This window comes from Pseudomonas sp. Root71 (assembly GCF_001429045.1).
Classification (GTDB): Bacteria; Pseudomonadota; Gammaproteobacteria; order Pseudomonadales; family Pseudomonadaceae; genus Aquipseudomonas; species Aquipseudomonas monachiensis.
Window position 1 is genome coordinate 1 of the sequence record NZ_LMHY01000014.1, and the last position, 24,489, is coordinate 24,489.

The window sequence follows — 24,489 nt, forward strand, 5'->3', positions numbered from 1 at the left end:
AATCCTGGCGATAAGGGCGATCGCGTCCGCTTAAAAATACGCGGACACCATCGCCCTTAATGCTGGAGTTCGGTAGGTGACTTGGCCGGACGCTTACGATGCAGTCTATTGTAGATGCACTTATAAAACACAAACCAAGATTAAAAATACCCCGCCCACACATCCTCCCGTCAACGCATATGAGTATAAACACTGCGAACTCAACTCCCGATGGATACACACTGGCGGGATTTCATGGATCTTCAAGCAAGCATATAGCAAGCTTCGAAAAAGGACTCGATATAAAGCACGCTGGGTCCGCTAACGGACAAAAGCACGGAGAAGGTTTTTATACAACACTGGATATTGACTTCGCAGGAAATTATGCCAAAACCTCGATTGAGCGTGAATACAAAGGAATAAAACAACCACTCTTCCCCTACGAAGACTTTTCTTACGATCCTGCCATAGCCAATACATCATATATCGCGGGAAAACCACCCACTATATTCGAAGTCCACGTAAAAAATTACCAAACCAAAATACCAGGCAAAGACTTTACATACATTCCAGGCGAACGAAACACTGCCACTGGCTCGGAAATCGTATTTCCACTCCCTATGTATGAGAGCATCAAGCTCAAACCTTTAGCTTCACTTGCCAATCTACCGACACCTTGGACAGCCAATTTAAATATAAGAAAGAGCTGACAAAAAAAGTGGCAACAGAGAGAGCAGAACAGGGATAGGTTTATTTTCACTGGCGTAAGAAATCCGGCCCCTTTATCGGCCCGAGATTTTAGCAAGCAACCGATCTCAAGCAGGCAACACAAACCTTGCTTCAAGCCTATGCAACAATTCAAATGTATTCAAAAAAGGAACGTTCAGCTCCTTACAAACATTGGGAATGATGAATTTTCGTTTAGCCTCGACATTCAGCACTTCATGAGTAACGACTGTAGCCCCTGTAGTCATCGCTTTCGCAATTAACCAAGGGTCAGCACCCGCTAAAAATTCTTCCATAGCGCCTGTTTTCATCTTCGGCGCTTGATCTGCCACAAGCCCCGCAACCTGCGCGAATGCCAGTTGCGTATCCTGATCGGTGGTGGAGTGAAAGAAATCAGAATTGTCCTTCGCCCAACCCGCCAGATCGTCATGCCCTTTTGTTAACTCATCCATTACAGGTGCGATACTGGCTAAATCCAATGCCTTATTTTTCAGCAATAACCATTGCCAAAATCCAGGACAGATAGCCATCCCGTAGTAACGGTTCTTCGCTTCGATCAGTGTGTTAGCGTCGAGTAAATGATTCATTCCGTAATCTTGCTGGCGAGAGTCCTTAATTTGGCAGGTTGCACGCCGAGCAAGTGCCCCGCCTCGCGCAGCAGCATCCGGCCACTCATTGCTTCAGTCAGCACGGCCTTGCTTAGGCGAGGGCTGTTTTTCGCGGTAGCGTTACGGTAATAGTCACCCGCTCCACCTTTTTCATCCTGGAAAGCCTTGAGGATCATTCGATAGTAAGCGCTGTATTGCGCTTGGCTTATATGTCCGAGATCCAATGCGCGGCGACCGATCGCCAATTTACTGATGTGAAACCGAGTGGCTAGAGGAGCTAAATTGTCTTCCCAGTTAACATCAGGGTTCCACAGGGCGCGAAATTGGGCTTCGGGAGCCAGAAACTCACCTGCAACTGCATTGCAGAAACGCTCCTCGTCTCGACCATTGGCGGTATTTCCGTCAGACACGCCACTGCTACCAATCCAGATATGGGCCAGCTCGTGAAGCAAGGTGAACAGCCTGGCGGTGGGAGCGTCGGAGCTGTTGATAAAGACGACGGGGGCGTAGGCATTGCTGATGGCAAAACCCCGAAATTCGCTCACTTCCAGTTTGCGGTGAGTGTTCCCTAAAGCAATTCCACTGCGCATAACCAAAACGCCAGCCGCTTCAGCAGCTTCGATCAAGGCACGGCTGTATTTTTCGTAATCCAATCGAGCAATGTCGGGGTTCACGCCGAGGACCCGGCGGATATCGTCCACTACCTCCCTGACTTGAGATCGACTACTGAAGCGACCTACAAATGTCAGCGGTTGATGCTCCTGGTGTTGCAGATACTCCAAGTACCAGTCCTGCTTACGTATGGCATCCCTTACGGTATCCAACAGTTCCAAAGTGGGACGTTGAGGAGCAATCCCTCCCACTGTCCGCAGATCAGGTAAAGGCAGTTGTTCGACGGGAGGCTGCTGTAGAAACAGGAATCCGAAAGGGATGTGAGCGACACTCGCCCACTTTTGAGCCTGAAGGAATGTTGGCTTGGCCTCGCCAGCCTCCCACTCCTGAACTCGATCAGGTTTCACTGGCAGCTTTTTAGCAACCTGCTCAGTGGAGAGACCTGCGCGCTCCCTAGACCAGGTGAGCAGGCTTGGATTGACGTAGGCAGCTTGACTCATAGGGTCGCAGGCAAATCAGATGTGGCCGGCAGGCGTTCGAGGGCATGCTTGGTGGATGCACTCGATTGACGCTGATTCCAGCTATCTGGCATTGCCTTTCTCCTTGGCTGTTTGAGGTCTGGTGGCAGCGACTACAGATTAGTCGATAAGCAGAACGGTAGGAGCGTGCGATTATGAGGTAAATGCGCAACGACCCGAAGCGCAAATATGTAACCCGCGGACAGATGACATTGCCCGTTTTCCAGAACACCGCAGCGTCGTCATCACGCGGATATCCCAAAGACTGACCACATAATCACCCAGCGCTCTCGCAGGTTGCAGCAAAACGACCTGCACGATACCCTCCCCACCGTCGCTGCAAATTCAGCGGCCGGGCTTGGTAACCCGAGGTAAATCACTGCGCAACAGTGCCATACGTTCGCAGGCGCTTTTTTTTCGCCTGCGATCTGCGTTATGGCGGCTGTGCGTGGGACGTCTTCGGACGTGCCGGTTTCCTTGATTTCCCGGTTTACCAACCTGCGCACAGCTGCCACCCATTCGCTTGGTAACGAATGCGGCAGCTCTTCAAATTAAGGAGCTTCACTATGCGCAGTATGAATCCGTTTGAAATTCGGCTTTCCCCTCTACGCAATTCCCAATCGCGTAACCCCCTCCCCCATTGCCATTCCATCCTCGGAGGTGGCCAATGACTGAACAAACTGAACTCAAAACCATCGGCCTGACACCGGCCATCTACTGTGCGGATCAAGCGCTGTTTCATGTCACTCGCGGGGTTCCTCTTGGCGATGCGTTATCCATGGCCTCTGATTTTCTGTTCCTGGCCAAGACCCTCACTGAAGATGCTGCTTATGCCAGAGACACTGACCGGCATGCTTGGGCTGCGCATTATCTGACTTCGATGAGCAAGGCGTTGGTGGATGATGCGGTGAAGGTGCTTACTCGGGATCGGGCTTGTGCGCCGGTAGCCAAGCCGGCGGGGGCGACGGCTGAGGGTTAGTGGTTGAGGCCTGTGGGGTGTGGGTGGCTTGGGATGGTGGTGGTTGATTCGGCATTTGTGTTGGCTGGGCTGGCGCTATCGCGAGCAAGCTCGCTCCCACAGGGATTGCGGTGAGCTGACTGGCATTATTTGGCCCGACTGGGTGACTGGGTTGTGATTGCGGTGCATCTTGGCTGAGCTGGCGCTATCGCGAGCAGGCTCGCTCCTACAGGGATTGCGGTGAGCTGGCAGGCATTATTTGACCTGAGTGGGTGAGTGGTTTGTGATTTCGGTACACCTTCAGTATTGATGCTGGTTGGGCTGGCGCTATCGCGAGCAAGCTCGCTCCCACAGGGGGCTTTGTGTGTTTAGCGAGATTTGGGATTAGCTCCGGGGGTTTCGGGGGTTTCGGGGGTTTCGGGGGTTTCGGGGGTTTTTGATTGTTCGATTCGAAGTAGATGCTGGGGAATCGGTTTTTATTTCTCCGGCCTTCGAGTCCTTCCGGTGGGCTTGATCGTCGCCTTCTCCACAGGCAATCCGCTGTGCATAACTCCAGCAACCTCCCCTCTGGCACGGCGCCTCACCCCTCATTCTTCTAGACTCAATACAAGGTCGTAGACAGAACCAAACACGTCGCTCTGGTGCGGCCGATTCAAGGGCCGCGTGGCAATCTGGCTTTTATGCCCCTATTGAGGTGCGGCGAAGACCGTGCCGGGCGCAACAAGATGCCCGCTCAGGGTGCCCTGGCCGACGGTCTGTAGATGCCACGATACCGTGACGTGGTGTGAATGCCGCAGCCGACACTTTCGGACAACCGACAACCGCCTGGTTTGTCCGTGACCGTGAGGATTGCTGAATGCCTGATGAGATGTTGCACCTGCCTGTGGTCAACAGTCTGCTGGAGCGCCATAAGGGCACCCCGGGTGCGCTGTTGCCCATTCTTCATGATATTCAGGAGCGCATCGGTTACATCCCCGATGTCGCCGTTCCCGAGATTGCCCATGCCCTCAACCTGAGCCAGGCCGAGGTTCGTGGGGTGATCAGTTTTTACCATGACTTCCGTACCGCGCCGCCCGCGCGGCATATCCTGCGTCTGTGCCGGGCCGAGTCGTGCCAGAGCCGTGGTGCCGAGCAGCTTGCCGCGCAGTTGCGCGAGCGTCTGCAACTGGACGATCACGGCAGCAGTGCCGATGGCAGCATCAGTTTGCGGCCGGTGTATTGCCTCGGCGCCTGTGCCTGTTCGCCGGCGCTGGAGCTGGATGGCCGGGTGCATGCGCGGCTCAGTGCCGAGCGGCTGGATGCGTTGCTTGACGCTTGCCGGGAGGACGCGTGATGCCGACTCTTTATCTGCCTTGTGATTCCCTTGCCCGTGCCGTGGGTGCCGATGAGGTTTCAGTGGCTCTGATCACTCAGGCCCGGGAACGTAACTTGCCGCTGGAATTGCAGCGCACCAGTTCGCGCGGCCTGTATTGGCTGGAACCGCTGCTGGAAGTGGACAGTCCGCAAGGTCGGATCGGCTTTGGGCCGTTGACGGCGGCCGATGTGCCGTCGGTGCTTGATGCGCTGCAAGGCGAGCCGTCCGCTCATCCGTTGGCCTTGGGCCTGGTGGAGGAGTTGCCATATCTCAAGTCTCAACAACGTCTGCTGTTCGCCCGCGCCGGCATTACCCGGCCGCTGTCGCTGGAGGATTACCAGGCTCACGGCGGTTTCGAGGGTTTGACCCAGGCCATCGCCATTGGCGGCGAGCAGACCGCGACGGCGGTGTTCGATTCGGGCCTGCGTGGCCGTGGCGGTGCGGCGTTCCCGGCCGGGATCAAATGGCGCACGGTGCGCGGCACTCAAGCTGCGCAGAAGTACATCGTATGCAACGCCGACGAAGGCGACTCCGGCACCTTTGCCGACCGCATGTTGATGGAAGGCGACCCCTTCTTGCTGATCGAAGGCATGGCCATTGCCGGCATTACCGTCGGCGCCACTTACGGCTACATCTATGTGCGCTCGGAATACCCGGATGCCGTGGCCACGCTGCGTGCAGCGTTGAACATCGCCCGAGAGGCCGGTTACCTGGGCGCCGATGTCGGCGGCAGTGGCCAGGCTTTCGATATGGAAGTGCGCGTCGGTGCCGGTGCTTATATCTGCGGTGAAGAAACCGCGCTGCTGGACTCCCTCGAAGGCAAGCGCGGGATCGTCCGCGCCAAGCCGCCGATTCCTGCATTGCAGGGCTTGTTCGGCCTGCCGACGCTGGTGCACAACGTGCTGACTTTGGCCTCGGTGCCGCTGATTCTGGCCAAGGGTGCGCAGTTCTATCGCGACTACGGCATGGGCCGCTCCCTGGGCACTATGCCGTTTCAACTGGCGGGCAATATTCGTCACGGCGGGCTGGTGGAACGGGCTTTTGGCCTGACCTTGCGGGAGCTGGTGGAAGACTACGGCGGCGGTACCGCCAGTGGTCGGCCGCTGAAAGCCGCACAGGTGGGTGGCCCGCTTGGCGCCTGGGTGCCGCCTTCGCAATTCGATACGCCGCTGGATTACGAAGCCTTTATGGCCATCGGCGCGATGCTCGGTCACGGTGGTGTGGTGGTGGCTGACGACACCCTGGACATGGCCCGCATGGCGCGTTTCGCCATGCAGTTCTGCGCCGAGGAGTCCTGTGGCAAATGCACCCCGTGCCGTATCGGCTCGACCCGTGGCGTCGAGGTGATCGACCGTCTGTTGGCCGCGCCTGACCAGAACAGTCGCGATGAGCAGGTGATCATCCTCAAGGATCTGTGCGACACCCTGCAATACGGTTCGCTGTGCGCGTTGGGCGGCATGACGTCTTATCCCGTGGCCAGCGCCCTCAAGCACTTCCCCGCTGACTTCGGTCTGCAAGCCTCGGAGGCCGAACAATGATCACTCTCTTCGACCCGAAAACCGATATCGACCTCGGCACGCCAGCCCGCGACAGCCAGGTGCAAGTCACCCTGAATATCGACGGCCGCAGCATCAGCGTGCCCGAAGGCACCTCGGTGATGCGCGCCGCCGCGCTGCTGGGCACCACCATTCCCAAACTCTGTGCCACCGACAGCCTGGAAGCCTTCGGCTCCTGCCGCATGTGTCTGGTGGAGATCGACGGCATGCGCGGTTATCCGGCGTCCTGCACCACGCCGGTCAGCGAAGGCATGAGCGTGCACACTCAGACGCCCAAGCTCGCGACCCTGCGGCGCAACGTCATGGAGTTGTACATTTCCGATCACCCGCTGGACTGCCTGACCTGCTCGGCCAACGGCAACTGCGAACTGCAAACCGTGGCCGGTCAGGTCGGCCTGCGGGAGGTGCGTTATGGCTATGAAGGCGAGAACCATCTGGAGGACGTGAAAGACACCTCCAACCCCTATTTCGACTACGACCCGAGCAAGTGCATCGTCTGCAACCGCTGCGTGCGTGCCTGTGAAGAAACCCAGGGCACCTTTGCCCTGACCATTACCGGGCGCGGTTTTGAATCCCGGGTGGCCGCCGCCGGTGGCGAGAACTTCCTCGATTCGGAATGCGTGTCCTGCGGTGCCTGTGTGCAGGCCTGCCCTACCGCGACGCTGATGGAAAAAAGCGTGGTGGAATTGGGTCAACCGGAACGCAGCGTGATCACCACTTGTGCCTATTGCGGCGTGGGCTGCTCGTTCCGCGCCGAGATGAAAGGCGACCAACTGGTGCGCATGGTTCCGGACAAGAACGGCCAGGCCAACCACGGCCACTCCTGCGTCAAAGGGCGCTTTGCCTGGGGCTATGCGACCCACCCGGATCGCATCACCAAGCCGATGATCCGCAAGCACATCAACGATCCGTGGCAGGAAGTCAGCTGGGATGAAGCGGTGACTTACGCCGCCAGCGAGTTCCGTCGGTTGCAGCAAAAATATGGCCGCGACTCCATTGGTGGCATCACTTCCAGCCGCTGCACCAACGAAGAAACCTACCTGGTGCAAAAACTGGTGCGCGCCGCCTTCGGCAACAACAACGTCGACACCTGTGCGCGGGTCTGCCACTCGCCAACCGGCTATGGCTTGAAGCAGACGTTGGGCGAGTCCGCCGGCACCCAGAGTTTCGACTCGGTGATGCAGGCCGATGTGATCCTGGTGATGGGCGCCAACCCCAGCGATGCCCACCCGGTGTTCGCTTCCCAACTCAAACGTCGCCTGCGTGAAGGGGCGCGGCTGATCGTCATCGACCCACGACGCATTGATCTGGTGGATACGGTGCATGCCCGCGCCGAGTATCACCTGGCCCTGCGCCCCGGTACCAACGTCGCCATGCTCAATGCGCTGGCTCATGTGATTGTCACTGAAGGACTGCTCAACCAGGCCTTTATCGACGCCCGTTGCGAGGGCAGTGATTTCGCGGTCTGGAGTGAGTTCGTCAGCCGTGCGGAAAACTCGCCGGAAGCCCTTGGCCCTGTCTGCGGCGTACCCGCTGCCGACATCCGTGCCGCTGCACGCCTGTATGCCACCGGTGGCAATGCGGCGATCTACTATGGCCTGGGCGTCACCGAGCACAGTCAGGGCAGTACTTCGGTGATGGGCATTGCCAACCTGGCCATGGCCACCGGCAACATCGGCCGCGAAGGCGTGGGCGTGAACCCGCTGCGGGGGCAGAACAACGTGCAGGGCTCCTGTGACATGGGCTCTTTCCCCCATGAGTTGCCCGGTTACCGGCACATCTCCAATGAGGTGGTGCGGGCGCAGTTCGAACAGGCCTGGAACGTCACCCTGCAACCCGACCCGGGCCTGCGCATCCCCAACATGTTCGAGGCAGCCTTGGGCGGCAGCTTCAAGGGCCTGTATTGCCAGGGCGAAGACATCGCCCAGAGCGACCCCAATACCCAGCACGTCACCGCGGCTCTGTCGGCCATGGAATGCATAGTGGTGCAGGACATTTTCCTCAACGAAACCGCCAAGTTCGCCCATGTGTTCTTGCCGGGCTGCTCGTTCCTGGAAAAAGACGGCACCTTCACCAACGCCGAGCGACGCATCTCCCGGGTGCGCAAGGTCATGGACCCGCTGGGCGGCAAGGCCGACTGGGAAGGCACGGTGGCCCTGGCCAATGCCTTGGGCTACCCGATGAATTACCAGCATCCATCGCAAATCATGGATGAAATCGCCAGCCTGACGCCGACCTTCACCAACGTCAGCTACGCCGAACTTGAGCGCCACGGCAGCCTGCAATGGCCGTGCAACGCCGAGGCACCGGACGGCACGCCGACCATGCACATCGAAGAGTTTGTGCGCGGCAAGGGACGCTTCATGCTCACCGGCTACGTGCCGACCGAGGAAAAGGTCAACAGTCGCTACCCGCTGCTGTTGACCACCGGGCGTATCCTCAGCCAGTACAACGTCGGCGCCCAGACCCGGCGCACCGAAAACGTCGCCTGGCATGACGAAGATCGCCTGGAAATCCACCCGACCGACGCCGAGAGCCGTGGCATCAGCGAAGGTGACTGGGTCGGCATCGGCAGCCGCGCCGGGCAGACCGTGCTGCGGGCGCGGATCACCGAACGGGTTGCCCCGGGCGTGGTGTACACCACCTTCCACTTCCCGGAATCGGGGGCCAACGTGATCACCACCGACAACTCGGACTGGGCTACCAACTGTCCGGAGTACAAGGTCACCGCCGTGGAAGTCAGCCGGGTTTATCACCCTTCGGAATGGCAGAAGCGCTTCCAGGAGTTCAGCGAGGAACAGCAACGTTTGCTCGATGAACGTCGTCAGGCCCGTGGCGCGAAAGCGGAGGTACGCCGATGAGCACGGACAACCTGATCAAGATGGCTAACCAGATCGCCGAGTACTTCGCCAGCCAGCCGGACCAGCAACAGGCGGTGCTCAGCGTGCGCAATCATATGCAGATGTACTGGGCGCCGAGCATGCGCAAGGAGTTGCTGGCCTGGCAGACGGATCACCAGGGGGCGGACTTGCACCCGCTGGTGCAGGCGGCAGTGACTGGCGCGGGTTGGGAGGCTTAGCCTGCTGACTACAAAAAACTGTGGCGAGGGAGCTTGCTCCCGCTGGACTGCGCAGCAGTCCCATTTTAGGGCCGCTTCGCGCCCCAGCGGGAGCAAGCTCCCTCGCCACAGATACAGTGTTCGTCCTTAAGTGAACAGCATTAGGCTCCCACAGGGGGTTGTGTTGTGTGGACAGGCCACAGGCGCTCATTTGCGGCGTATCCTGTTCAAGACTGCCTCCCCTGAGCCCCGGAACCACAATGACCAAAAGCATTCTCTACGCCTTGGGCGCTGCTGCCTTGTTCGGCGCCAGCACGCCCTTGGCCAAGTGGCTAGGCTTGAACGTATCCCCCATCCTCCTCGCCGGCCTGCTCTACCTGGGCAGCGGCGTCGGGCTGACGCTAACCCGCCTGATCCGTGATCGTGGCTGGCAGCCGACAGGCCTGACAGCCCCTGAATGGCCGTGGTTCATCGGGGCCATTGTGTTCGGTGGCGTACTGGGCCCGGTTTCATTGATGTTTGGACTCACCCTCACCTCCGGCACCACCGCATCACTGTTGCTGAACCTGGAAGCCGTGTTGACCGCACTGATGGCGTGGGTGGTCTTCAGGGAGAACGCTGACCGGCGCATTGTTGCGGGGATGGTGGCCATTGTTGCCGGGGGCGTGTTGTTGGCGTGGCCTCGCACTTCGGCAGAAGTTCATGGCTGGTTGGGGCCTGTCGCGGTGGCGGTGGCCTGTTTTTGTTGGGCCATTGATAACAACCTCACACGTAAGGTGTCTGCGTCGGATGCGTTGTTTATTGCTGGCACCAAAGGGCTGGTGGCAGGGGCCGTCAATTGCGCGCTGGGGATCGCGCTGGGTATGCACTTGCCAGAGTGGTCGCTTCTTGGGCCAACCCTGCTGGTGGGCTTTTTGGGGTATGGCGTCAGTCTGGTGCTGTTCGTCCTGGCGTTGCGGGGGCTTGGTACGGCGCGGACCGGGGCGTACTTTTCCACGGCGCCGTTCCTGGGAGCCGCGATAGCGATCCTGTTTTTCGGTGAAGGCGTGACGTGGGTGTTTTGGATCGCTGCCGGCCTGATGGGGCTTGGGGTCTGGATTCATCTGACCGAGAGTCACTCACACGAGCATCAGCACGAACCGCAAATCCACGACCACAAGCATGTCCACGATGAGCATCATCAGCATGAACATGCCTTTGAGTGGGATGGTGTGCAACCCCATAGCCATGTGCACCAACACTCACCGATCGTCCACAGTCACCCGCACTTTCCCGACATCCATCACCGACACTCGCACTGAGCCTCGGAGGCTGCGGCCATTTAAACCGGCCGTAGCCATCACCGCCCTATTCGACGTCCTTCTGCCGCGACGCCGTCACCGTCACTTCAATCGCCCGGACACTGATCGCCGCGAATGTCGCGGTCATCAGCACGCCGTTGAAACCCAGCAGGATCGCCAGCACTCGCGACACACCCAGCTTGGGCACCAGCTCTCCATAGCCGATGGTCAGGCCCGTCACGAAGGCGAAGTAGATGCCGTCAAAAGGCCCCCAGCCTTCCAGCTGGGCAATGATGAGGCCAAACGCAACGATCACTAACAGCAGTATCGAGAAGATCGGCCACACCACTTTGAAATAGAACCAGACGGCTTTGTAGAACTCTTTGCGGACGTTTGATGCACGGGCGAGGTTCATGTCGTGGGCTTCCTTGGGTCTGACTGGCCGGCATTTGAATGCGTGGCGGTTCAATACCCCGTTCAGCTTGGCACAAGCGCTGAAAACCGCGACCGACGGGGCGTTATCTTTGGCCAGGACTATGACAAAGATGACGCCGACCGGGCTATCCAGAAACCGCCCGCTATCGGTGGATTTATGTAGGAGCGAGCCTGCTCGCGATGGTCGTTAACGATAACGCATGTATTCCTGGTTAAACGCAGCGCTCTCCAGTCCATCGCGAGCAGGCTCGCTCCTACAACGACAGTGGCAGGCGTATCCCTCAGTTCGCTTCAGTTTCCCGAATCAGCTTCTTGTTGATCTTGCCGACGCTGGTCTTGGGGATTTCGGTCACAAACTTGAACTGCTTGGGGATCGCCCATTTGTTGATGCGCCCGCCGTCGACGAAGGCTTGCAAATGCACCTCCAGGATCTTGCGGTCGAGGTATTGCCCCGGTTCGCAAACGACCATGGCCATCGGGCGTTCGCCCCACTGCTCATCGACGATACCCACCACCGCGACCGACATGACAGCCGGGTGTTCGCTGATCAGGCTCTCCAGTTCCAGTGAGCTGATCCACTCGCCGCCGGTCTTGATCACGTCCTTGATGCGATCCTTGATTTCCACGCCGCCCAGTGGGTCGATCGAGGCCATGTCGCCGGTGTGCAGCCAGCCGTTGTGCCACAGCTGCGCGCCTTTGTCCGGGGCTTTCAGATAGCCCTGGGTCAGCCACGGCGCGCGCACTACGATCTCGCCCAGTGACTCGCCGTCGTGGGCCACATCGTTGCCGTCGGCGTCGATGATCTTCAGGTCGACCATCGGCACCGGGGTGCCGGTCTTGATGCGGATCGGCAGTTGCGCTTCGGCGCACAGCTGCAGGTCTTCATCGCGCAGGTAGGTCAGGCACAGCAACGGGCAGGTCTCGGACATGCCGTAGCCGGCGTGCACCACCATGCCTTTGGCATGGGCTTCGCTGGCCACGCCCAGGGTCAGCGCGCTGCCGCCCAGGAGCATTTTCCAGCCGTCGAAACGGGTCGCCTTGCCTTCTTCACAGTTGAGGATCATCTGCAAAATGGTCGGCACGCAGTGGGAGAAGGTCACCTTCTCTTCGCGGTACAACTTGACCAGGCTGTTGGGTTCGTAGCGGCCGGGGTAGACCTGCTTGATGCCCATCAGGGTCGCGACATACGGCACGCCCCACGCATGCACGTGGAACATCGGTGTGATCGGCATGTACACGTCGTCGGAGCGCAACAGCGGCTGGCCCTGATAGGCGCCCAGGGTGCCGACGGCATTCAGGGTGTGCAGCACCAGTTGGCGATGCGTGAAGTACACGCCCTTCGGGTCGCCGGTGGTGCCGGTGGTGTAGAACAGCGTGGCGACCGAGTTCTCGTCGAAATCGGGGAAGTCGTACTGCTCCGGGGCCAGGGACAACAGGTGCTCGTACTCGCCCAGCACCGGCAGCGAGGTGGTGGGCGCCTCGTCATCGGTGAGCTGCAGGTAACCTTTTACGGTTTCCAGCCGACCGTGGATCTGCTCGACCAGGGGCAGGAAATCATCATGCACCAGCACCAGGTCATCCTCGGCGTGGTTCATGGTGAACAGCACCTGCTCCGGCGACAGGCGAATGTTCACCGTGTGCAGCACCGCGCCGATCATCGGCACGGCGAAGAAGCATTCCAGGTAGCGGTGGCTGTCCCAGTCGAGCAGGGCCACGGTGTCACCGGCCTTGACCCCGGCCGCCGTCAGCGCATTGGCCAGGCGGCGGATGCGCTTGTTGAGGGTCTCGTAGCTGTAGCGCAGCTTGTCGGCGTAGACGATTTCCCGGCCCGGCTGGTAGCGCACGCCGGACAGCAGCAGTTGCTTGATCAGCAAGGGATAGGCATAGGCGCCGTCGGCGGGTGGAATTATTTTTGTCGCCATCATGTTTAAGGTTCCTTGTCCTTTCGATCAGAACTGATCGGCTTGCAGCTCGTAGAGGCAGTCGCTGCCGGCATTGACCGATGCGCTCAACGAGTGGATACGCGGCAGCAACCGGGCGAAGTAGAAACGCGCGGTGGCCAGTTTGCTGGTGTAGAAATCGTCCTCGGCATCGCCGCTCATCACGGCCTTGGCCATGCGTGCCCACATGTAGGCGTACGCGGTGTAGCCGAACACGTGCAGGTACTCGACCGAGGCTGCGCCGATTTCGTTCGGGTTGTTTTGTGCCCGGTCCAGCAGCCACGCGGTCAGGTCGTCGAGGGTGTCGACGGCAGCGTTCAGCGGCTGGGTGAACTCGCCGAGATTAGCGCCAGCGCTGGCGGTGAATTCGCGGATTTCCGAAGCGAACAAGCGGTACAGCGCCCCGCCGCTGCCGACGATCTTGCGCCCGGCCAGGTCCAGGGACTGGATGCCATTGGTGCCTTCGTAGATCTGGGTGATGCGTACATCGCGCACCAGTTGCTCCTGACCCCATTCACGGATGTAGCCGTGGCCGCCGAAGACCTGCTGGCCATGGAGGGTGGTTTCCAGGCCCATGTCGGTGAGGAAAGCCTTGGCCACCGGGGTCAGCAGCGATACCAGATCCTGTGCGCGCTGGCGTGTCGGGGCGTCTTCGCTGTATTTGGCGATATCCAGTTGCAGGGCCACGTAGCTGGAGAACGCACGACCGCCTTCGTTCAAGGCTTTCATGGTCAGCAGCATGCGGCGCACGTCCGGGTGCACGATGATCGGGTCGGCCGCCTTGTCCTTGTGCTGCGCGCCGGTCGGTGCGCGGCTTTGCAGGCGGTCACGGGCGTAGGCGACGGCGTTCTGGTACGAACGCTCACCCTGCGCCAGGCCCTGGATGCCCACGCCCAGGCGCTCGTAGTTCATCATGGTGAACATGGCCGCCAGGCCTTTGTTCGGTGCGTCGACGATCCAGCCGGTGGCGCCGTCGAAGTTCATCACGCAGGTGGCGGAGGCCTTGATGCCCATCTTGTGTTCGATGGAGCCGCAGGACAGCGCGTTGTTTTCACCCAGCGAGCCGTCGGCGTTGACCAGCACTTTCGGCACCAGGAACAGCGAGATGCCTTTCGGTCCGGCCGGTGCATCGGGCAGACGCGCCAGCACCAGATGGATAATGTTCTCGGTCAGGTCGTGCTCGCCGCCGGTGATGAAAATCTTGCTGCCGCTGACCTTGTAGCTGCCGTCGGCCTGGGGTTCGGCCTTGGTGCGGATCAGGCCCAGGTCGGTACCGGAATGGGCTTCGGTCAGGCACATCGAACCAGTCCAGGTGCCGGCGTACATGTTCGGCAAGTAAGCCGCTTTCAGTTCTTCACTGGCGTGGGCCTTGATCGACAGGCAGGCGCCGGCGGTCAGCATCGGGTACAGGCCGAACGACAGGCTGGCCGAGTTGACCATCTCTTCGACCTGCGCCGAAATCGCCTTGGGCATGCCCATGCCGCCGTACTGCGGATCACCGCCGACACCCACCCATCCGCCTTCGGCGAAGGCTTGATAGGCCTGGGCAAAACCGTCCGGGGCGGTGACCGCGCCGTCGTTCCAGGTGCAGCCCTGTTCGTCGCTGGCGCGGTTCAGTGGCGCGATCACTTCGCCGCTGATCTTGCCGGCCTCTTCGAGGATGGCGACGGCGGTCTCTTCATCGATCACGTCGGCCAGGCCGGGCAATTGTGCCCACAGCCGGGACACCTGGAAAACCTCGTTGAGTACGAAGCGCATGTCGCGCAGGGGAGCTTTGTAATCAGACATCTTGGCTTACTCGGAAGTGGTCACGGCATGCGGCATGCCGGGACGTTCAGTGGATTCAGTGGTTTCGGTTGCCGCGACAGAACCGGGCTGAGGGGCCCGTTCGCGCAGCAGGAAGTACGAAAGCGCAGGAATGAGGATCAGCGCGCCGAGCATGTTCCACAGGAACATGAAGGTCAGCAGGATGCCCATGTCGGCCTGGAACTTGATCGGCGACCAGACCCAGCACACCACGCCCGCGGCGAGGGTGATGCCCACCAGCCCGACCACGCGCCCGGTGAAGGACACGGCGTTGCGGTAGGCCTCGGACAGCGGCAGGCCCTGGCGCTGGAAGTGCAGTTGCACGCTGAGCAAGTACAAGGCGTAGTCGACGCCGATGCCCACGCCGAGGGCGATCACCGGCAAGGTCGCGACTTTCACGCCGATACCCATGGCCACCATCAAGGCTTCGCAGAGGATCGAAGTCAGCACCAGCGGCAACAACGCCACCAGCGTGGCGCGCCAGCTGCGGAAGGTGATCAGGCAGAACAGCGTCACCGCCGCATACACGTACAGCAGCATGGTGCGGTTGGCTTCACGCACCACGATGTTGGTCGCGGCTTCAATACCGGCAGTCCCGGCGGCGAGCAGGAACTGGCGATCTTCGGTGCTGTTTTCCTTGGCGAACTTGTCGGCAATCGCCACCACGGCATCCAGGGTTTCGGCCTTGTGATCCTTGAGGAAGGTGATCACCGGCATCAGCGAGCAGTCGGTGTTGAACAGCTCCGGGGAGTTGACCGAGGCTTGCTGGGCGGCGTAGTTGAGCACGTCCTGGTTGCGCTGGATGCTGTTGAGCTTGGGGTTGCCTTCGTAGGTGCCGGCGGTGATCTGGCGCACCGCGTTGACCAGCGAAGACGTCGCCTGCACGCCCGGATACTGTTGCAGCTCCCAGGCCAGGCGGTCGGCCAGGACCAAAGTCTTGTAGTTCAGGCAGCCTTCCGGCGCCGTCTTGATCATCACCGCGAACAGGTCGCTGGACAGCGCGTAATGCTGGGTGATGTAGGCGTTGTCGCGGTTGTAGCGCGAGTCGGCGCGCAACTCCGGCGCCCCGCTTTCCAGGTCGCCGATCTTCAGGTCCAGGCTGACCACGAAACCGCCAATGCCCATCAACACCGCGACCAGAACGGCACCCGTGGCCCATTTGGCCGTGGTGAAGCGATCGAGCGCGTCCCACAGTCTGCCGAAGCCTTTGTGCTTCTCTGCGCGGTTGTCGATTTTCAGCGCTCGCTCGGCGGCTTTCGCGCCGACACCAACGTAGGACAGTGCCACCGGCATCAGCAACAGCGAGGTGAAGATCAGCACCGCGACGCCGATGCTGGCAGTGATCGCCAGATCCTGGATCACTGGAATGTCGATCAGCATCAACACGGCGAAGCCCACGGCGTCGGCCAACAGCGCGGTGACACCGGCGATGAACAGACGGCGGAAGGTGTAGCGCGCAGCGATCAGTTTATGGGTGCCACGGGCGATGTCCTGCATGATGCCGTTCATCTTTTGCGCGGCATGGGACACGCCGATGGCGAAGATCAGGAATGGCACCAGTACCGAGTACGGATCGATGGCGTAGCCGAGCCAGGCGACGATACCCAGTTGCCAGACCACCGCGATCAGCGAGCAGCCGACCACCAGCAGGGTGCTGCGCACGCAACGGGTGTAGCCGTAGATGATGATCAGCGACGTGACCACGGCCAGGCCGAAGAACATCATCACCTGGATCAGGCCGTCGATCAGGTCGCCCATCAGTTTGGCGAAGCCGATCACCCGCACCTTGTAATGGCCGGTGCCTTCGACGCCGGATTTACGCGCAGCGCTGTCGCCGGCGTATTCGATCTTGTCGCGCAACTGCTCTTCGAGCATCTGCGAGAACGCGTGGTAGTTGATGCGTTGACCACCAGCGGCAGCTTTGTCCATCAGCGGCACGATCAGCATGGTCGACTTGAAGTCGCTGGCCACCAGGCTGCCCACCACTCCGGCGCGGGAGATGTTCTGGCGCAACTGTTCGATCTGCTCAGGCTGCCCGGAATAGGTGTCGGGCATCACCGGGCCACCCTGGAAACCGTCCTCGGTGACTTCGGTCCAGCGCACCGCCGGGCTCCACAGCGACTTCATCCACGCACGGTCGACGCCTTCGGTGAGGAACAACTGGTCGTTGACCTGCTTGAGCACGTCGAGGTATTCGGGGTCGAAAATATCGCCCTGGGTGTTCTCGACCACCACCCGCACCGAGTTGCCCAGGCCGCGCAGCGAAGCGCGGTTTTCCAGGAAGTTCTGGATGTAGGGCTGGCTCTGGGGAATCATTTTTTCGAAGCTTGGGCGCAACTCCAGGCGAGTCACGGCCATGAAGCCCAGCACCACGGTGGCGAGCGCCATCAGCAGCATGAACAGCGGGCGGTAGTTGAACACCAGCCGCTCGAGGAGGTTGCCGGAGCGGTGGTCGAAATCACGCAGATCGCGAATCACCGGCATGGCGTCTTGTTTGATATTGCCCATGTCTGGGTTCTCGCTCTTAGGGTTCGAGGGCTGGATCGGCGGACAGCGTCCGGGCACCACGGCTGCCGGCCAGCACCAAGGCGCCGGCGGCGGACTGGGTGGCGCCGGCGACCGGGGTCGGTGCCGGTTGCTGCTTCAGACGCAACTGCGCGCCCGTCCCTTGGCTGACCAGCATCTGCCCGCCCTGGGTGAACAAGCGATAATTGCCACGGGCATCGATCAGGCCCGCGGTGATGCTGACGTGCAGGCCGGTGTCCAGTGCGGTCCAGCTCTGGCCGCCGTCGGTGCTGCGCAACACGTTGCCGCGCAGGCCGTAGATCAGCACTTCGCCGGGCTTGCCGAGCACACCGAAGAAGCTGCCTTGATAAGGCGTCGGCACGGCATTGAAGCGTTGGGCGCTGTCGTCCCACTTGAGCAACAGGCCCTGCTCGCCAGCGATGTACAGGCTGTCGCCGGTGGAGGCGATGGCGTTGAGGTGGAAACCCTGGGGGTTGTCGGTGCGGTCCTGGAACGGGGTCCAGGTCAGGCCACCGTCGTCGGTGCGCAGGATCAGGTTGAACACGCCGACCACGTAGCCGGTCTTGTCGTTGGCGAACCAGACGCCGAGCAGCGGTTTGTCCGCGCCCTGATCGGCCAGCCTCTGGCCCTCGGCGACCAGCAGCGGCCATTGCTCATTGCCCGGTTCGGCGCTGGCCAGCGCCGTGTAATGCTTGACCAGCAAGGCGCCGATCTGACGCCCGTCGAGTTGCTTTTGCCAGGTCGCGCCGGCGTCGCTGCTGTGCAGCACCACGCCGTCATTGCCCACCGCCCAGCCTTGGGTGGCGGTCGGAAAATTCACCGCAGTGAGGTCGGCACTGGCCGGTACGGCGGCCTGTTGCCAGTGGCTTCCCGAATCATCGGAAAACAGAATATGGCCACGCTGGCCGACGGTAATCACGCGCTCGCCGGCGCGAGTCATACCGGACAACGGGCTGTTGATGGCCAAGGCACTGACCCTGGCGGGCAGGTCCAGCACATCGACGTAATCGGCCGCCTGGGCGATGCCCTGCGACAGGCCGAGCACAACGCCAAACGCTAGCTGCAACATATTATTTTTATACGAACACATACTGCGTCCTCTTCGGAAAACCGCGTCGGGGTACACATCATCGGTGTGCCTGACGTTCAAACCTTGCGTTCGTGACGATCGGCACGCACCGACCGCCGCACGGTCTCACTGCCTTGTGGGCAGTGGACCGAACTTGCGCTTTTTTGCGGTTGGCTTAGCGAATACCGGCGCCGGCCAGGGATTCCGAAGACCACTGGGCCTTGGAGAGCGGCTCGATGTACTTGATGCCGCCGTAAGGGCCGACTACACCGTTGATGTTGTAGGAACCGCCGACCAGGTCGTAGATCATGAACGGCGTCGAATCCGGCACCTGCTTGTCGTAGCTCTGGCTCAGGAAGGCGAAGGAACCGCGATAGAGCTGACCACGGGCGTCATATTGATCCGAGGCCAAAGCGGTCCAGCTGTCTTCGTCGAGGTAGAAGCGGCGCTTGGCGTAGATGTGACGGGCACCGGCCTTGAGGTTGCCTTCAACGACCCAGACGCGGTGTTTTTCCCAGCGTACGAAGTCAGGTGACAGGTGATTGGCGGTGGTCAACGACTTCGGATCCTGCACGTAGGTCAGTTTGTAGGTGTTGTACGGCACGATCATTTCCTGCTTGCCGACCAGTTTCCAGTCGTAGCGATCCAGCGCACCGTTGAACACGAACACGTCATCGTAGGTGCCCGCACCGGCGGTCCCCGGGTTTGGCGTGTCGTAAGCCAGGCTCGGCGCCAGTTTCACTCGACGCTGCCCCGGCAAGTACTGCCAGGCGCGACGCGGTTGCTGCAACGGGTTGGCGGCATCCTTGAGCATGATCGCCTCGCCGGCCCGGCGCGCAGGGCCGGTGTACGCCAGCTTCATCTGGTAGTACACGTCGGCACTGCTGATCGGCTGCGAGAGGTTTTCGTAGATCGGGTAGGAGATGTTCGCTTGCCCGGTGGTCGCCAGGCTGGGAACACCCGCGGAGTCAACGTTCCAGGAGTCGTACTTGGAGCTGATGCTGACGCCTTGGTAGCGCAACAGGAAGTTCCACATCGCTTCGTTGCCCGACTGCGGAATCGGGAATGGAATGCCCGGCAGGACGTTGTCGATGGCCAGGCCACCTTCCAGGGACTTGGCGCCGCTGGCGTTCTTCACGCCGTTGTCCAGAATCGCCTGGGGCAGCGAAACGGTGCGGTGCGTCGGGAACACGTCGACACGGAACGTCGGGAAACGCTTGGCCAGTTCTACCGTGGTCGCGGTGAGCAGGCCCTTGTACTGATCAACGTTCTTGCCGTCGATCACCAGCACAGGCTTTTCACTGGCAAACGGATCCGGGCGCATGCTGTCGCCGGCCTTGAAGCTGGCCGGCGGCGTGGTCAAGCCACCGTTGTAGGCAGGAATGGAACCATCAGCGTTCCCGGCTTTTTCAGCCCCTACCTGGGTCAGGCTGGTGCCCAGCCTGGCAGCTTCCTGAGGTGAAACAGCAGCCTGTGCCTGAGCGGCGAAGACCATGGCCAGCGAAGCGGCCAACACGGTTTTTACAAATTTCATCTTGTTATTCTCCTGCTTGCGTTAAGCAAATCAGTGGTGAATCAGAATGTAGTTTTCATCGTCAGGTACACGGCGCCACGGTCCTCAGTCGTGGCACCACCTCCGGAGAAGGACGAGTAGCCACCGGCGTAGCAGGCGTAGTTTTCGTTGCCGCTAAAGGCGTTCGGGGTAGAGCCGTCACCACCGGTTGGGCCGGTGCTTACACCGCTCTTGTTGCACTTGTCGGTTTCGCCAAAGGAGTCCACGTACTTCAGGTCGACAAAGTATTTGTTGTACACAATGGCGCCCACGCCCACGGCATAGTTGCCGGTGTCCTTGGCACCGCCACCGGAGACCGGCGACACACCGTCGAGACCGACGTTGACCGACATCGGCGCGTTGAGATCGACACCCGGGAATACCTGGTACCAGGTCGGTGTGAAGTTGACGGCCAGACCCCAGTTGTCACGGGTCGGCGCGTCGATGCCGCGATAGCTGCTCTTGCCTTTGTAGAGCGCCTCGTTTTCGCTATCGAGCTTGAGCAGGTTGCTGTAGTACAGCTCGGCCAGCACGGTTGCCTGGTCGAACACAGGTGTTTTCGGCAGGGTCATCAGACCGTTGAGCGTCCAGTGCAGGGTGTCACCGGTGGCGGCCATGCTGTCGCCACGGCTCGGGGTGTCATAGACCACACCGGTGGCGTCCGAACGCGCAGGCAGCAGCCCAAGCCCTTGACCCAGGCCCAGCGGGCTGCGGGTACTGACGATCGCCGGGATACTGGCCAGCGGCATGTTGTGACGAACGTTCAGGTCCGAACCCACGCTGATTCCACCCACGTCCTTGGACAGGCTCAGGCCAAGGATCTTGATGTTGTCGGCATAGGCCAGTTGATAGGTGGCGGTGTCCAGCGAGTTGAGGGTGTTGATCACCGCAGGCACTTGCCCTGCCGGACGGGTGCCGTTCGGGTTGGCCGAGGTAATGCCCCGGGCGTCCAGCCAGGCTTGCGGCAGGATTTCCGAGGTTTCGCGGTAGTAAACGCCGAGGGTGCCATCCAGCCAGGCCGGCGACCATTTGGCCATGACGCCCCAGTCGCCGCTGTCATGCGGGGTCAGGTCCTTGCCGCGACGCACATTGGTCAAGGCGTTGCACGGCGCCAGGCCACAACCGAGCGGGCTGCCCGGTACCACGCCGTTGGTGTTGCCCAACAGGAACGATTGCGCGCCGAAGCCGACCAGGTCGGAACCACCGTAGTAGGTGCCCGCTTCCGGCAGACGCGCGGCATCCCAATTGAGGAAATACTGGGCACCCACGGTCAGCTCGGGATTGATGGTGAACGACATCGACAGCTGGTTACGCGGAACGAACAGTTCCTTGGCTTCGGTACCCGGCGAAGCGGCGAGCTTGGCCAGGTCGAGGCCGGACTGGCCGTAGCTGACCGAGTGCACCGGGTTGAGAATGGTCTCGCCCCAGAACACGTTGTGCTGACCGGCCTTGGCGCTGAACATCGATTCCTCGCCCACTTCGGTGCTGTAGAACACGAAGGCATCGAGGATTTCGCCCGAAGGACCGCTGTAGTAGCGCTGGGCATAGTTGCTCAGGTGCGGGCTGCCGTTGCCGACGTTGTCATGGGTGACCCCGGCCAGTCGCGGGTCGTTGGCGATCAGGCCCGATCGCGCATCGTTGCCGTTGACGAACGGGTTGGAGTTGGAACCGGTGTTGTCATAGGCCTTGTCGTACCAGCTGGCGGCGCTGACGCGAAAGCCCATGGCGTTCTTGTAGACCACGTCCATTTCGGTCAACAGGTCGACACGGTTGGTGATGTTGGTACCGGCCTTGCGGAAGTTGTAGTCGCCGTCGTTGTTGTTCGGCGTTGCCAGCATGCGCTTGTCGGCGCTTTCGGTGCGTACGCCGTAGTTGTACTTGATGGTGTTATCCACGCGTACGTTCCAGTCCGGATTCCCCGTCTCGATCTCGACCCCATGGGCCATCGGTACGGTTGCCGCGAAAATGGCTGAGGCCAGCAAGGTGTAGCGTGGCGCGGTGAAGCCGTGACTCTTATTGTTGTGCATTGCGTTGTCTCCGCCTTTTTGTCTTTGTTTTAAGCGCAGCCGCCCTCGCACAAACCTCTTCGGGCTTGCGTTTAAGGAATGAGGGCAAATGCCGGTTGGCGTACTGCCAGTCCAGCTCCTTGTACTAGCGATCCAGCTCCAGGATGAGTGCTTCAGCTTGCTGCCAGTGGCCAAATCCTGCGGCCGGATTGAGATGACCGACTTCGCCCAGATTGCGCAATTCGGCGCCCCAGCCTTCTGCCATGCGGGTGACCGCGGCAAGACTGGCCAGGTGATCGTTGGTGCTGCCGGCCACGATGCTGCGAAATGGCAGCGGATCTTGTGGCAGAGGATTCCAGCCCTGGTTACGCAGGGTCTCGGACGATGGATAGTTTGACGGCCAGACCGCATCGAGGTCCGGTGGCGCGGCCAGCAAGGCGCCCTTGATCGGACGGCTGTAGTGCGCAGCCCAGTGCGCGACCATCAGCACACCTGCGCTGTGGGCCACCAGAATCACCGGGCCGTCGATTTGTTCGAGTTCGTGTTGAATCGCCCGCACACGGGCCATGCAATCGAGCTTGTCGGTCGTAAGCGGCGCCACACTGCGCACGTTGCTCAGCCTGGCGGCCAGCAGTGTTTGCCAATGTTCGGCCACATGCTCGCGCAGGCCTGGGACGATCAGAACGGTGGCGGCAGTTTGCAGTTTGTCCACGGTCAACACCTTCGCTTTCTCGATAACTCGACTGGCTGTATTCGCCAGGGGCTTTTTGTAGGGTCGACATTAAAGAGCGCCCACCCGAAGCGCTTTACATTGGACGTCATGCACTTTTCTTTTGATGACAAATTGTCGGACACTTTGACAGCGCGACCACCGGTCGAAAAATCCCGCAGGTCGGCGCAAGGTCACTGTAATCAACGGATGAGCGCCGGTGGCTCCATGCAGCGTAGAAGACTGGTGACCGGCCAGCATGAATTCCATCAACGACATGACAACTGTTCAACTGTTGATACGCTGGATATAGTCGCCACGCTCACGCCAATCGCCATCGGCCCAGGGAAGACTTTGCATGACCAAGCTTGTTCGCGCCGCCGTCTTGACCAACTACCTGGAGGTCACCCAGTACCTGGGTTTCAACCCGCGCGACGTGCTGGCCGCTGTCGGCCTGAGCAGGGCCCAACTGCAAGCCCCTGAACACCGTATCCATATCGATGCCGCCGTGCGCTTGCTGGAAGACTCGGCCACCGCCAGCGGCTGCCAGACCTTCGGCCTGAGCATGGCCGAGTCGCGCCAGCTCTCGGACTTCGGCGTGGTCAGCCTGCTGCTCAGCCACCAGCGCACCCTGCGCGATGCCTTGCAGGTGGTGGTGGATTACCGGCACCTGATGAATGACTCGCTGGCCATCTTCATCGAGGAGGCCGGCAAGATGGTGATCATTCGCGAAGAGGTGGTCACCGAATCGCCGATGCCCAGCCGCCAGGCCACGGAGCTGGCCATTGGCGTGATGTTCCGGCTGTGCTCGGCCCTGCTGGGCACACACTGGCATCCCTACAGCGTCAACTTCATGCACCAGCCACCGGACAACCTGCACCTGCACCGCCGCCTGTTCGGCTGCAACCTGGAGTTCGGCAGCGAGTTCAACGGCATCGTCTGCCCAGACATCAGCCTCGACATGACCAACCCCAACGCCGACCCGGCCATGGCCCGCTATGCCCAGGGCTACCTCGACTCGCTGCAGAACCACGAAGGCGCCTCGATGCTGTTCGAGGTGCGCAAGGCCATCTACCTGCTGCTGCCCATGGGGCGCGCCACCATCGAGCAGGTGGCCCAGAGCCAGGGCATGAACGTGCGCACCCTGCAACGCCGCCTCAAGGACGACGGCTGCGCGTTCAATGACGTGATCAATGATGTGCGTCGCGATCTGGTGCTGCGTTACCTGGACAACCCGAACTACTCCCTCAGCCGCATTGCCGACATGCTCGGCTATTCCATGGCGAGTTCGTTTACCCGCTGGTTCATCAGCCAGTTCGGCATGCCGCCGGCGACGTGGCGCGCGCAAAAACAGACGGGGACGAAACCGTCCTGACAGCCCGGCAAAAAAAACGGCGACTGCTGGTACAGTCGCCGCGAAAGCGCGAGGTTGGAACACCATTCCCTGTGGGAGCGAGCTTGCTCGCGATGGCGGTGTGTCAGCCGCCATGAGTGTTGAATGTGAAACCGCTATCGCGAGCAAGCTCGCTCCCACAGGTTNTATCAACCTGACGTTCAGAGGCCCCAACGCAGCAACAACAGCACCAGCACCACCAGGAACACCGTCTCCCCGACCATCAGCAGAATCGGCTTGATCCCGACCGCCGCCAGCTCCTTGAGCCAGGTCTTCATGCCCAGAATGCGCGAAGTTGGAACACTATCCCTGTGGGAGCGAGCTTGCTCGCGATGGCGGTGTGTCAGCCGCCATGAGTGTTGAATGTGAAACCGCTATCGCGAGCAAGCTCGCTCCCACAGGTT

The 24,489-nt window shown here is 60.7% G+C and carries 18 protein-coding genes and 1 pseudogene; 8 read left to right on the top strand and 11 right to left on the bottom strand.

Annotated features, from left to right (window positions below; all coding sequences use genetic code 11):
* Positions 1–98 precede the first annotated feature (98 nt).
* The gene (locus ASD95_RS29125) at positions 99–689 is read left to right on the top strand and encodes a hypothetical protein (RefSeq protein ID WP_156385883.1); all 591 of its coding nucleotides are present in this window, start codon (positions 99–101) and stop codon (positions 687–689) included.
* A gap of 105 nt (positions 690–794) precedes the next feature.
* Here the strand turns inward: ASD95_RS29125 and ASD95_RS13315 are convergent, their stop codons facing one another.
* Both ASD95_RS13315 and ASD95_RS13320 read right to left on the bottom strand, forming a co-directional pair.
* Positions 795–1,292, bottom strand: a complete 498-nt coding sequence (locus ASD95_RS13315; RefSeq protein ID WP_056728584.1) for a DUF4411 family protein — start codon at positions 1,290–1,292, stop codon at positions 795–797.
* Positions 1,289–2,425: an ImmA/IrrE family metallo-endopeptidase gene (locus ASD95_RS13320; protein ID WP_056728582.1), complete on the bottom strand. Its 1,137-nt coding sequence runs from the start codon at positions 2,423–2,425 to the stop codon at positions 1,289–1,291. The genes ASD95_RS13315 and ASD95_RS13320 overlap by 4 nt, the downstream gene beginning before the upstream one ends.
* A 685-nt stretch (positions 2,426–3,110) precedes the next feature.
* Here ASD95_RS13320 and ASD95_RS13325 point away from each other — a divergent pair.
* From ASD95_RS13325 to ASD95_RS13350, 6 genes are all read left to right on the top strand, one after another.
* Positions 3,111–3,422: a DUF3077 domain-containing protein gene (locus ASD95_RS13325; RefSeq protein ID WP_056728580.1), complete on the top strand. Its 312-nt coding sequence runs from the start codon at positions 3,111–3,113 to the stop codon at positions 3,420–3,422.
* 835 nt (positions 3,423–4,257) lie between these two features.
* Positions 4,258–4,734: a formate dehydrogenase subunit gamma gene (locus ASD95_RS13330; RefSeq protein WP_046040265.1), complete on the top strand. Its 477-nt coding sequence runs from the start codon at positions 4,258–4,260 to the stop codon at positions 4,732–4,734.
* Complete coding sequence (locus tag ASD95_RS13335) at positions 4,734–6,293, top strand: formate dehydrogenase beta subunit (protein WP_056728578.1); 1,560 nt, start codon at positions 4,734–4,736, stop codon at positions 6,291–6,293. The genes ASD95_RS13330 and ASD95_RS13335 overlap by 1 nt, the downstream gene beginning before the upstream one ends.
* Positions 6,290–9,172, top strand: a complete 2,883-nt coding sequence (fdhF, locus tag ASD95_RS13340) for a formate dehydrogenase subunit alpha (RefSeq protein WP_056728577.1) — start codon at positions 6,290–6,292, stop codon at positions 9,170–9,172. The genes ASD95_RS13335 and fdhF overlap by 4 nt, the downstream gene beginning before the upstream one ends.
* Positions 9,169–9,390 (top strand): formate dehydrogenase subunit delta, encoded by a 222-nt coding sequence (locus ASD95_RS13345; RefSeq protein ID WP_056728575.1) that lies wholly within the window; start codon positions 9,169–9,171, stop codon positions 9,388–9,390. Before fdhF ends, ASD95_RS13345 begins: the two co-directional genes overlap by 4 nt.
* A 239-nt stretch (positions 9,391–9,629) precedes the next feature.
* Complete coding sequence (locus ASD95_RS13350; protein WP_056728573.1) at positions 9,630–10,670, top strand: DMT family transporter; 1,041 nt, start codon at positions 9,630–9,632, stop codon at positions 10,668–10,670.
* A gap of 46 nt (positions 10,671–10,716) precedes the next feature.
* On the opposite strand, the gene ASD95_RS13355 is transcribed toward ASD95_RS13350, so the two are convergent.
* The 8 genes from ASD95_RS13355 to ASD95_RS13390 form a co-directional block, all read right to left on the bottom strand.
* A complete protein-coding gene (locus tag ASD95_RS13355) occupies positions 10,717–11,064 on the bottom strand; it encodes a potassium channel family protein (protein WP_056728571.1) in 348 nt (115 codons plus the stop codon).
* Between the two features lie 301 nt (positions 11,065–11,365).
* Positions 11,366–13,009: a fatty acid--CoA ligase gene (locus ASD95_RS13360; RefSeq protein ID WP_056728569.1), complete on the bottom strand. Its 1,644-nt coding sequence runs from the start codon at positions 13,007–13,009 to the stop codon at positions 11,366–11,368.
* 24 nt (positions 13,010–13,033) lie between these two features.
* Entirely contained in the window at positions 13,034–14,812 is a 1,779-nt protein-coding gene (locus ASD95_RS13365; RefSeq protein WP_056728568.1) for an acyl-CoA dehydrogenase C-terminal domain-containing protein, read from the bottom strand.
* 6 nt (positions 14,813–14,818) lie between these two features.
* On the bottom strand, positions 14,819–17,338 hold the full coding sequence (locus tag ASD95_RS13370; protein WP_056728565.1) for an efflux RND transporter permease subunit: 2,520 nt from the start codon (positions 17,336–17,338) through the stop codon (positions 14,819–14,821).
* Between the two features lie 16 nt (positions 17,339–17,354).
* Positions 17,355–18,446, bottom strand: coding sequence for a WD40/YVTN/BNR-like repeat-containing protein (locus tag ASD95_RS13375; RefSeq protein WP_056728562.1), 1,092 nt, complete (start codon positions 18,444–18,446; stop codon positions 17,355–17,357).
* 154 nt (positions 18,447–18,600) lie between these two features.
* Entirely contained in the window at positions 18,601–19,959 is a 1,359-nt protein-coding gene (locus ASD95_RS13380; RefSeq protein ID WP_056728560.1) for a DUF1329 domain-containing protein, read from the bottom strand.
* Positions 19,960–20,000: 41 nt separating this feature from the next.
* Positions 20,001–22,004 (bottom strand): DUF1302 domain-containing protein, encoded by a 2,004-nt coding sequence (locus ASD95_RS13385; RefSeq protein WP_056728559.1) that lies wholly within the window; start codon positions 22,002–22,004, stop codon positions 20,001–20,003.
* 124 nt (positions 22,005–22,128) lie between these two features.
* Positions 22,129–22,695 carry an RBBP9/YdeN family alpha/beta hydrolase gene (locus ASD95_RS13390; RefSeq protein ID WP_056728601.1) on the bottom strand — a complete coding sequence of 189 codons (567 nt, stop codon included), beginning with the start codon at positions 22,693–22,695 and terminating at the stop codon, positions 22,129–22,131.
* A 355-nt stretch (positions 22,696–23,050) separates the two neighbouring features.
* Here ASD95_RS13390 and ASD95_RS13395 point away from each other — a divergent pair, with 355 nt between their 5' ends.
* Entirely contained in the window at positions 23,051–24,067 is a 1,017-nt protein-coding gene (locus ASD95_RS13395) for an AraC family transcriptional regulator (RefSeq protein ID WP_056728557.1), read from the top strand.
* A 179-nt stretch (positions 24,068–24,246) separates the two neighbouring features.
* Here the strand turns inward: ASD95_RS13395 and ASD95_RS29130 are convergent.
* A pseudogene (locus ASD95_RS29130) lies at positions 24,247–24,369 on the bottom strand (putative sulfate exporter family transporter); the annotation flags it as partial.
* Positions 24,370–24,489 lie beyond the last annotated feature (120 nt).

What these genes read in the sequence shown, in the direction of transcription:
- ASD95_RS13380 (WP_056728560.1), bottom strand. Translation starts at nt 19,959, where the DNA reads ATGAAATTTGTAAAAACCGTGTTGGCCGCTTCGCTGGCCATGGTCTTC.
- ASD95_RS13325 (WP_056728580.1), top strand. Translation starts at nt 3,111, where the DNA reads ATGACTGAACAAACTGAACTCAAAACCATCGGCCTGACACCGGCCATC.
- ASD95_RS13350 (WP_056728573.1), top strand. Translation starts at nt 9,630, where the DNA reads ATGACCAAAAGCATTCTCTACGCCTTGGGCGCTGCTGCCTTGTTCGGC.
- ASD95_RS13385 (WP_056728559.1), bottom strand. Translation starts at nt 22,004, where the DNA reads ATGCACAACAATAAGAGTCACGGCTTCACCGCGCCACGCTACACCTTG.
- ASD95_RS29125 (WP_156385883.1), top strand. Translation starts at nt 99, where the DNA reads ATGCAGTCTATTGTAGATGCACTTATAAAACACAAACCAAGATTAAAA.
- fdhF (WP_056728577.1), top strand. Translation starts at nt 6,290, where the DNA reads ATGATCACTCTCTTCGACCCGAAAACCGATATCGACCTCGGCACGCCA.
- ASD95_RS13360 (WP_056728569.1), bottom strand. Translation starts at nt 13,009, where the DNA reads ATGATGGCGACAAAAATAATTCCACCCGCCGACGGCGCCTATGCCTAT.
- ASD95_RS13335 (WP_056728578.1), top strand. Translation starts at nt 4,734, where the DNA reads ATGCCGACTCTTTATCTGCCTTGTGATTCCCTTGCCCGTGCCGTGGGT.
- ASD95_RS13320 (WP_056728582.1), bottom strand. Translation starts at nt 2,425, where the DNA reads ATGAGTCAAGCTGCCTACGTCAATCCAAGCCTGCTCACCTGGTCTAGG.
- ASD95_RS13315 (WP_056728584.1), bottom strand. Translation starts at nt 1,292, where the DNA reads ATGAATCATTTACTCGACGCTAACACACTGATCGAAGCGAAGAACCGT.
- ASD95_RS13365 (WP_056728568.1), bottom strand. Translation starts at nt 14,812, where the DNA reads ATGTCTGATTACAAAGCTCCCCTGCGCGACATGCGCTTCGTACTCAAC.
- ASD95_RS13330 (WP_046040265.1), top strand. Translation starts at nt 4,258, where the DNA reads ATGCCTGATGAGATGTTGCACCTGCCTGTGGTCAACAGTCTGCTGGAG.
- ASD95_RS13345 (WP_056728575.1), top strand. Translation starts at nt 9,169, where the DNA reads ATGAGCACGGACAACCTGATCAAGATGGCTAACCAGATCGCCGAGTAC.
- ASD95_RS13355 (WP_056728571.1), bottom strand. Translation starts at nt 11,064, where the DNA reads ATGAACCTCGCCCGTGCATCAAACGTCCGCAAAGAGTTCTACAAAGCC.
- ASD95_RS13395 (WP_056728557.1), top strand. Translation starts at nt 23,051, where the DNA reads ATGACCAAGCTTGTTCGCGCCGCCGTCTTGACCAACTACCTGGAGGTC.
- ASD95_RS13370 (WP_056728565.1), bottom strand. Translation starts at nt 17,338, where the DNA reads ATGGGCAATATCAAACAAGACGCCATGCCGGTGATTCGCGATCTGCGT.
- ASD95_RS13375 (WP_056728562.1), bottom strand. Translation starts at nt 18,446, where the DNA reads ATGTGTTCGTATAAAAATAATATGTTGCAGCTAGCGTTTGGCGTTGTG.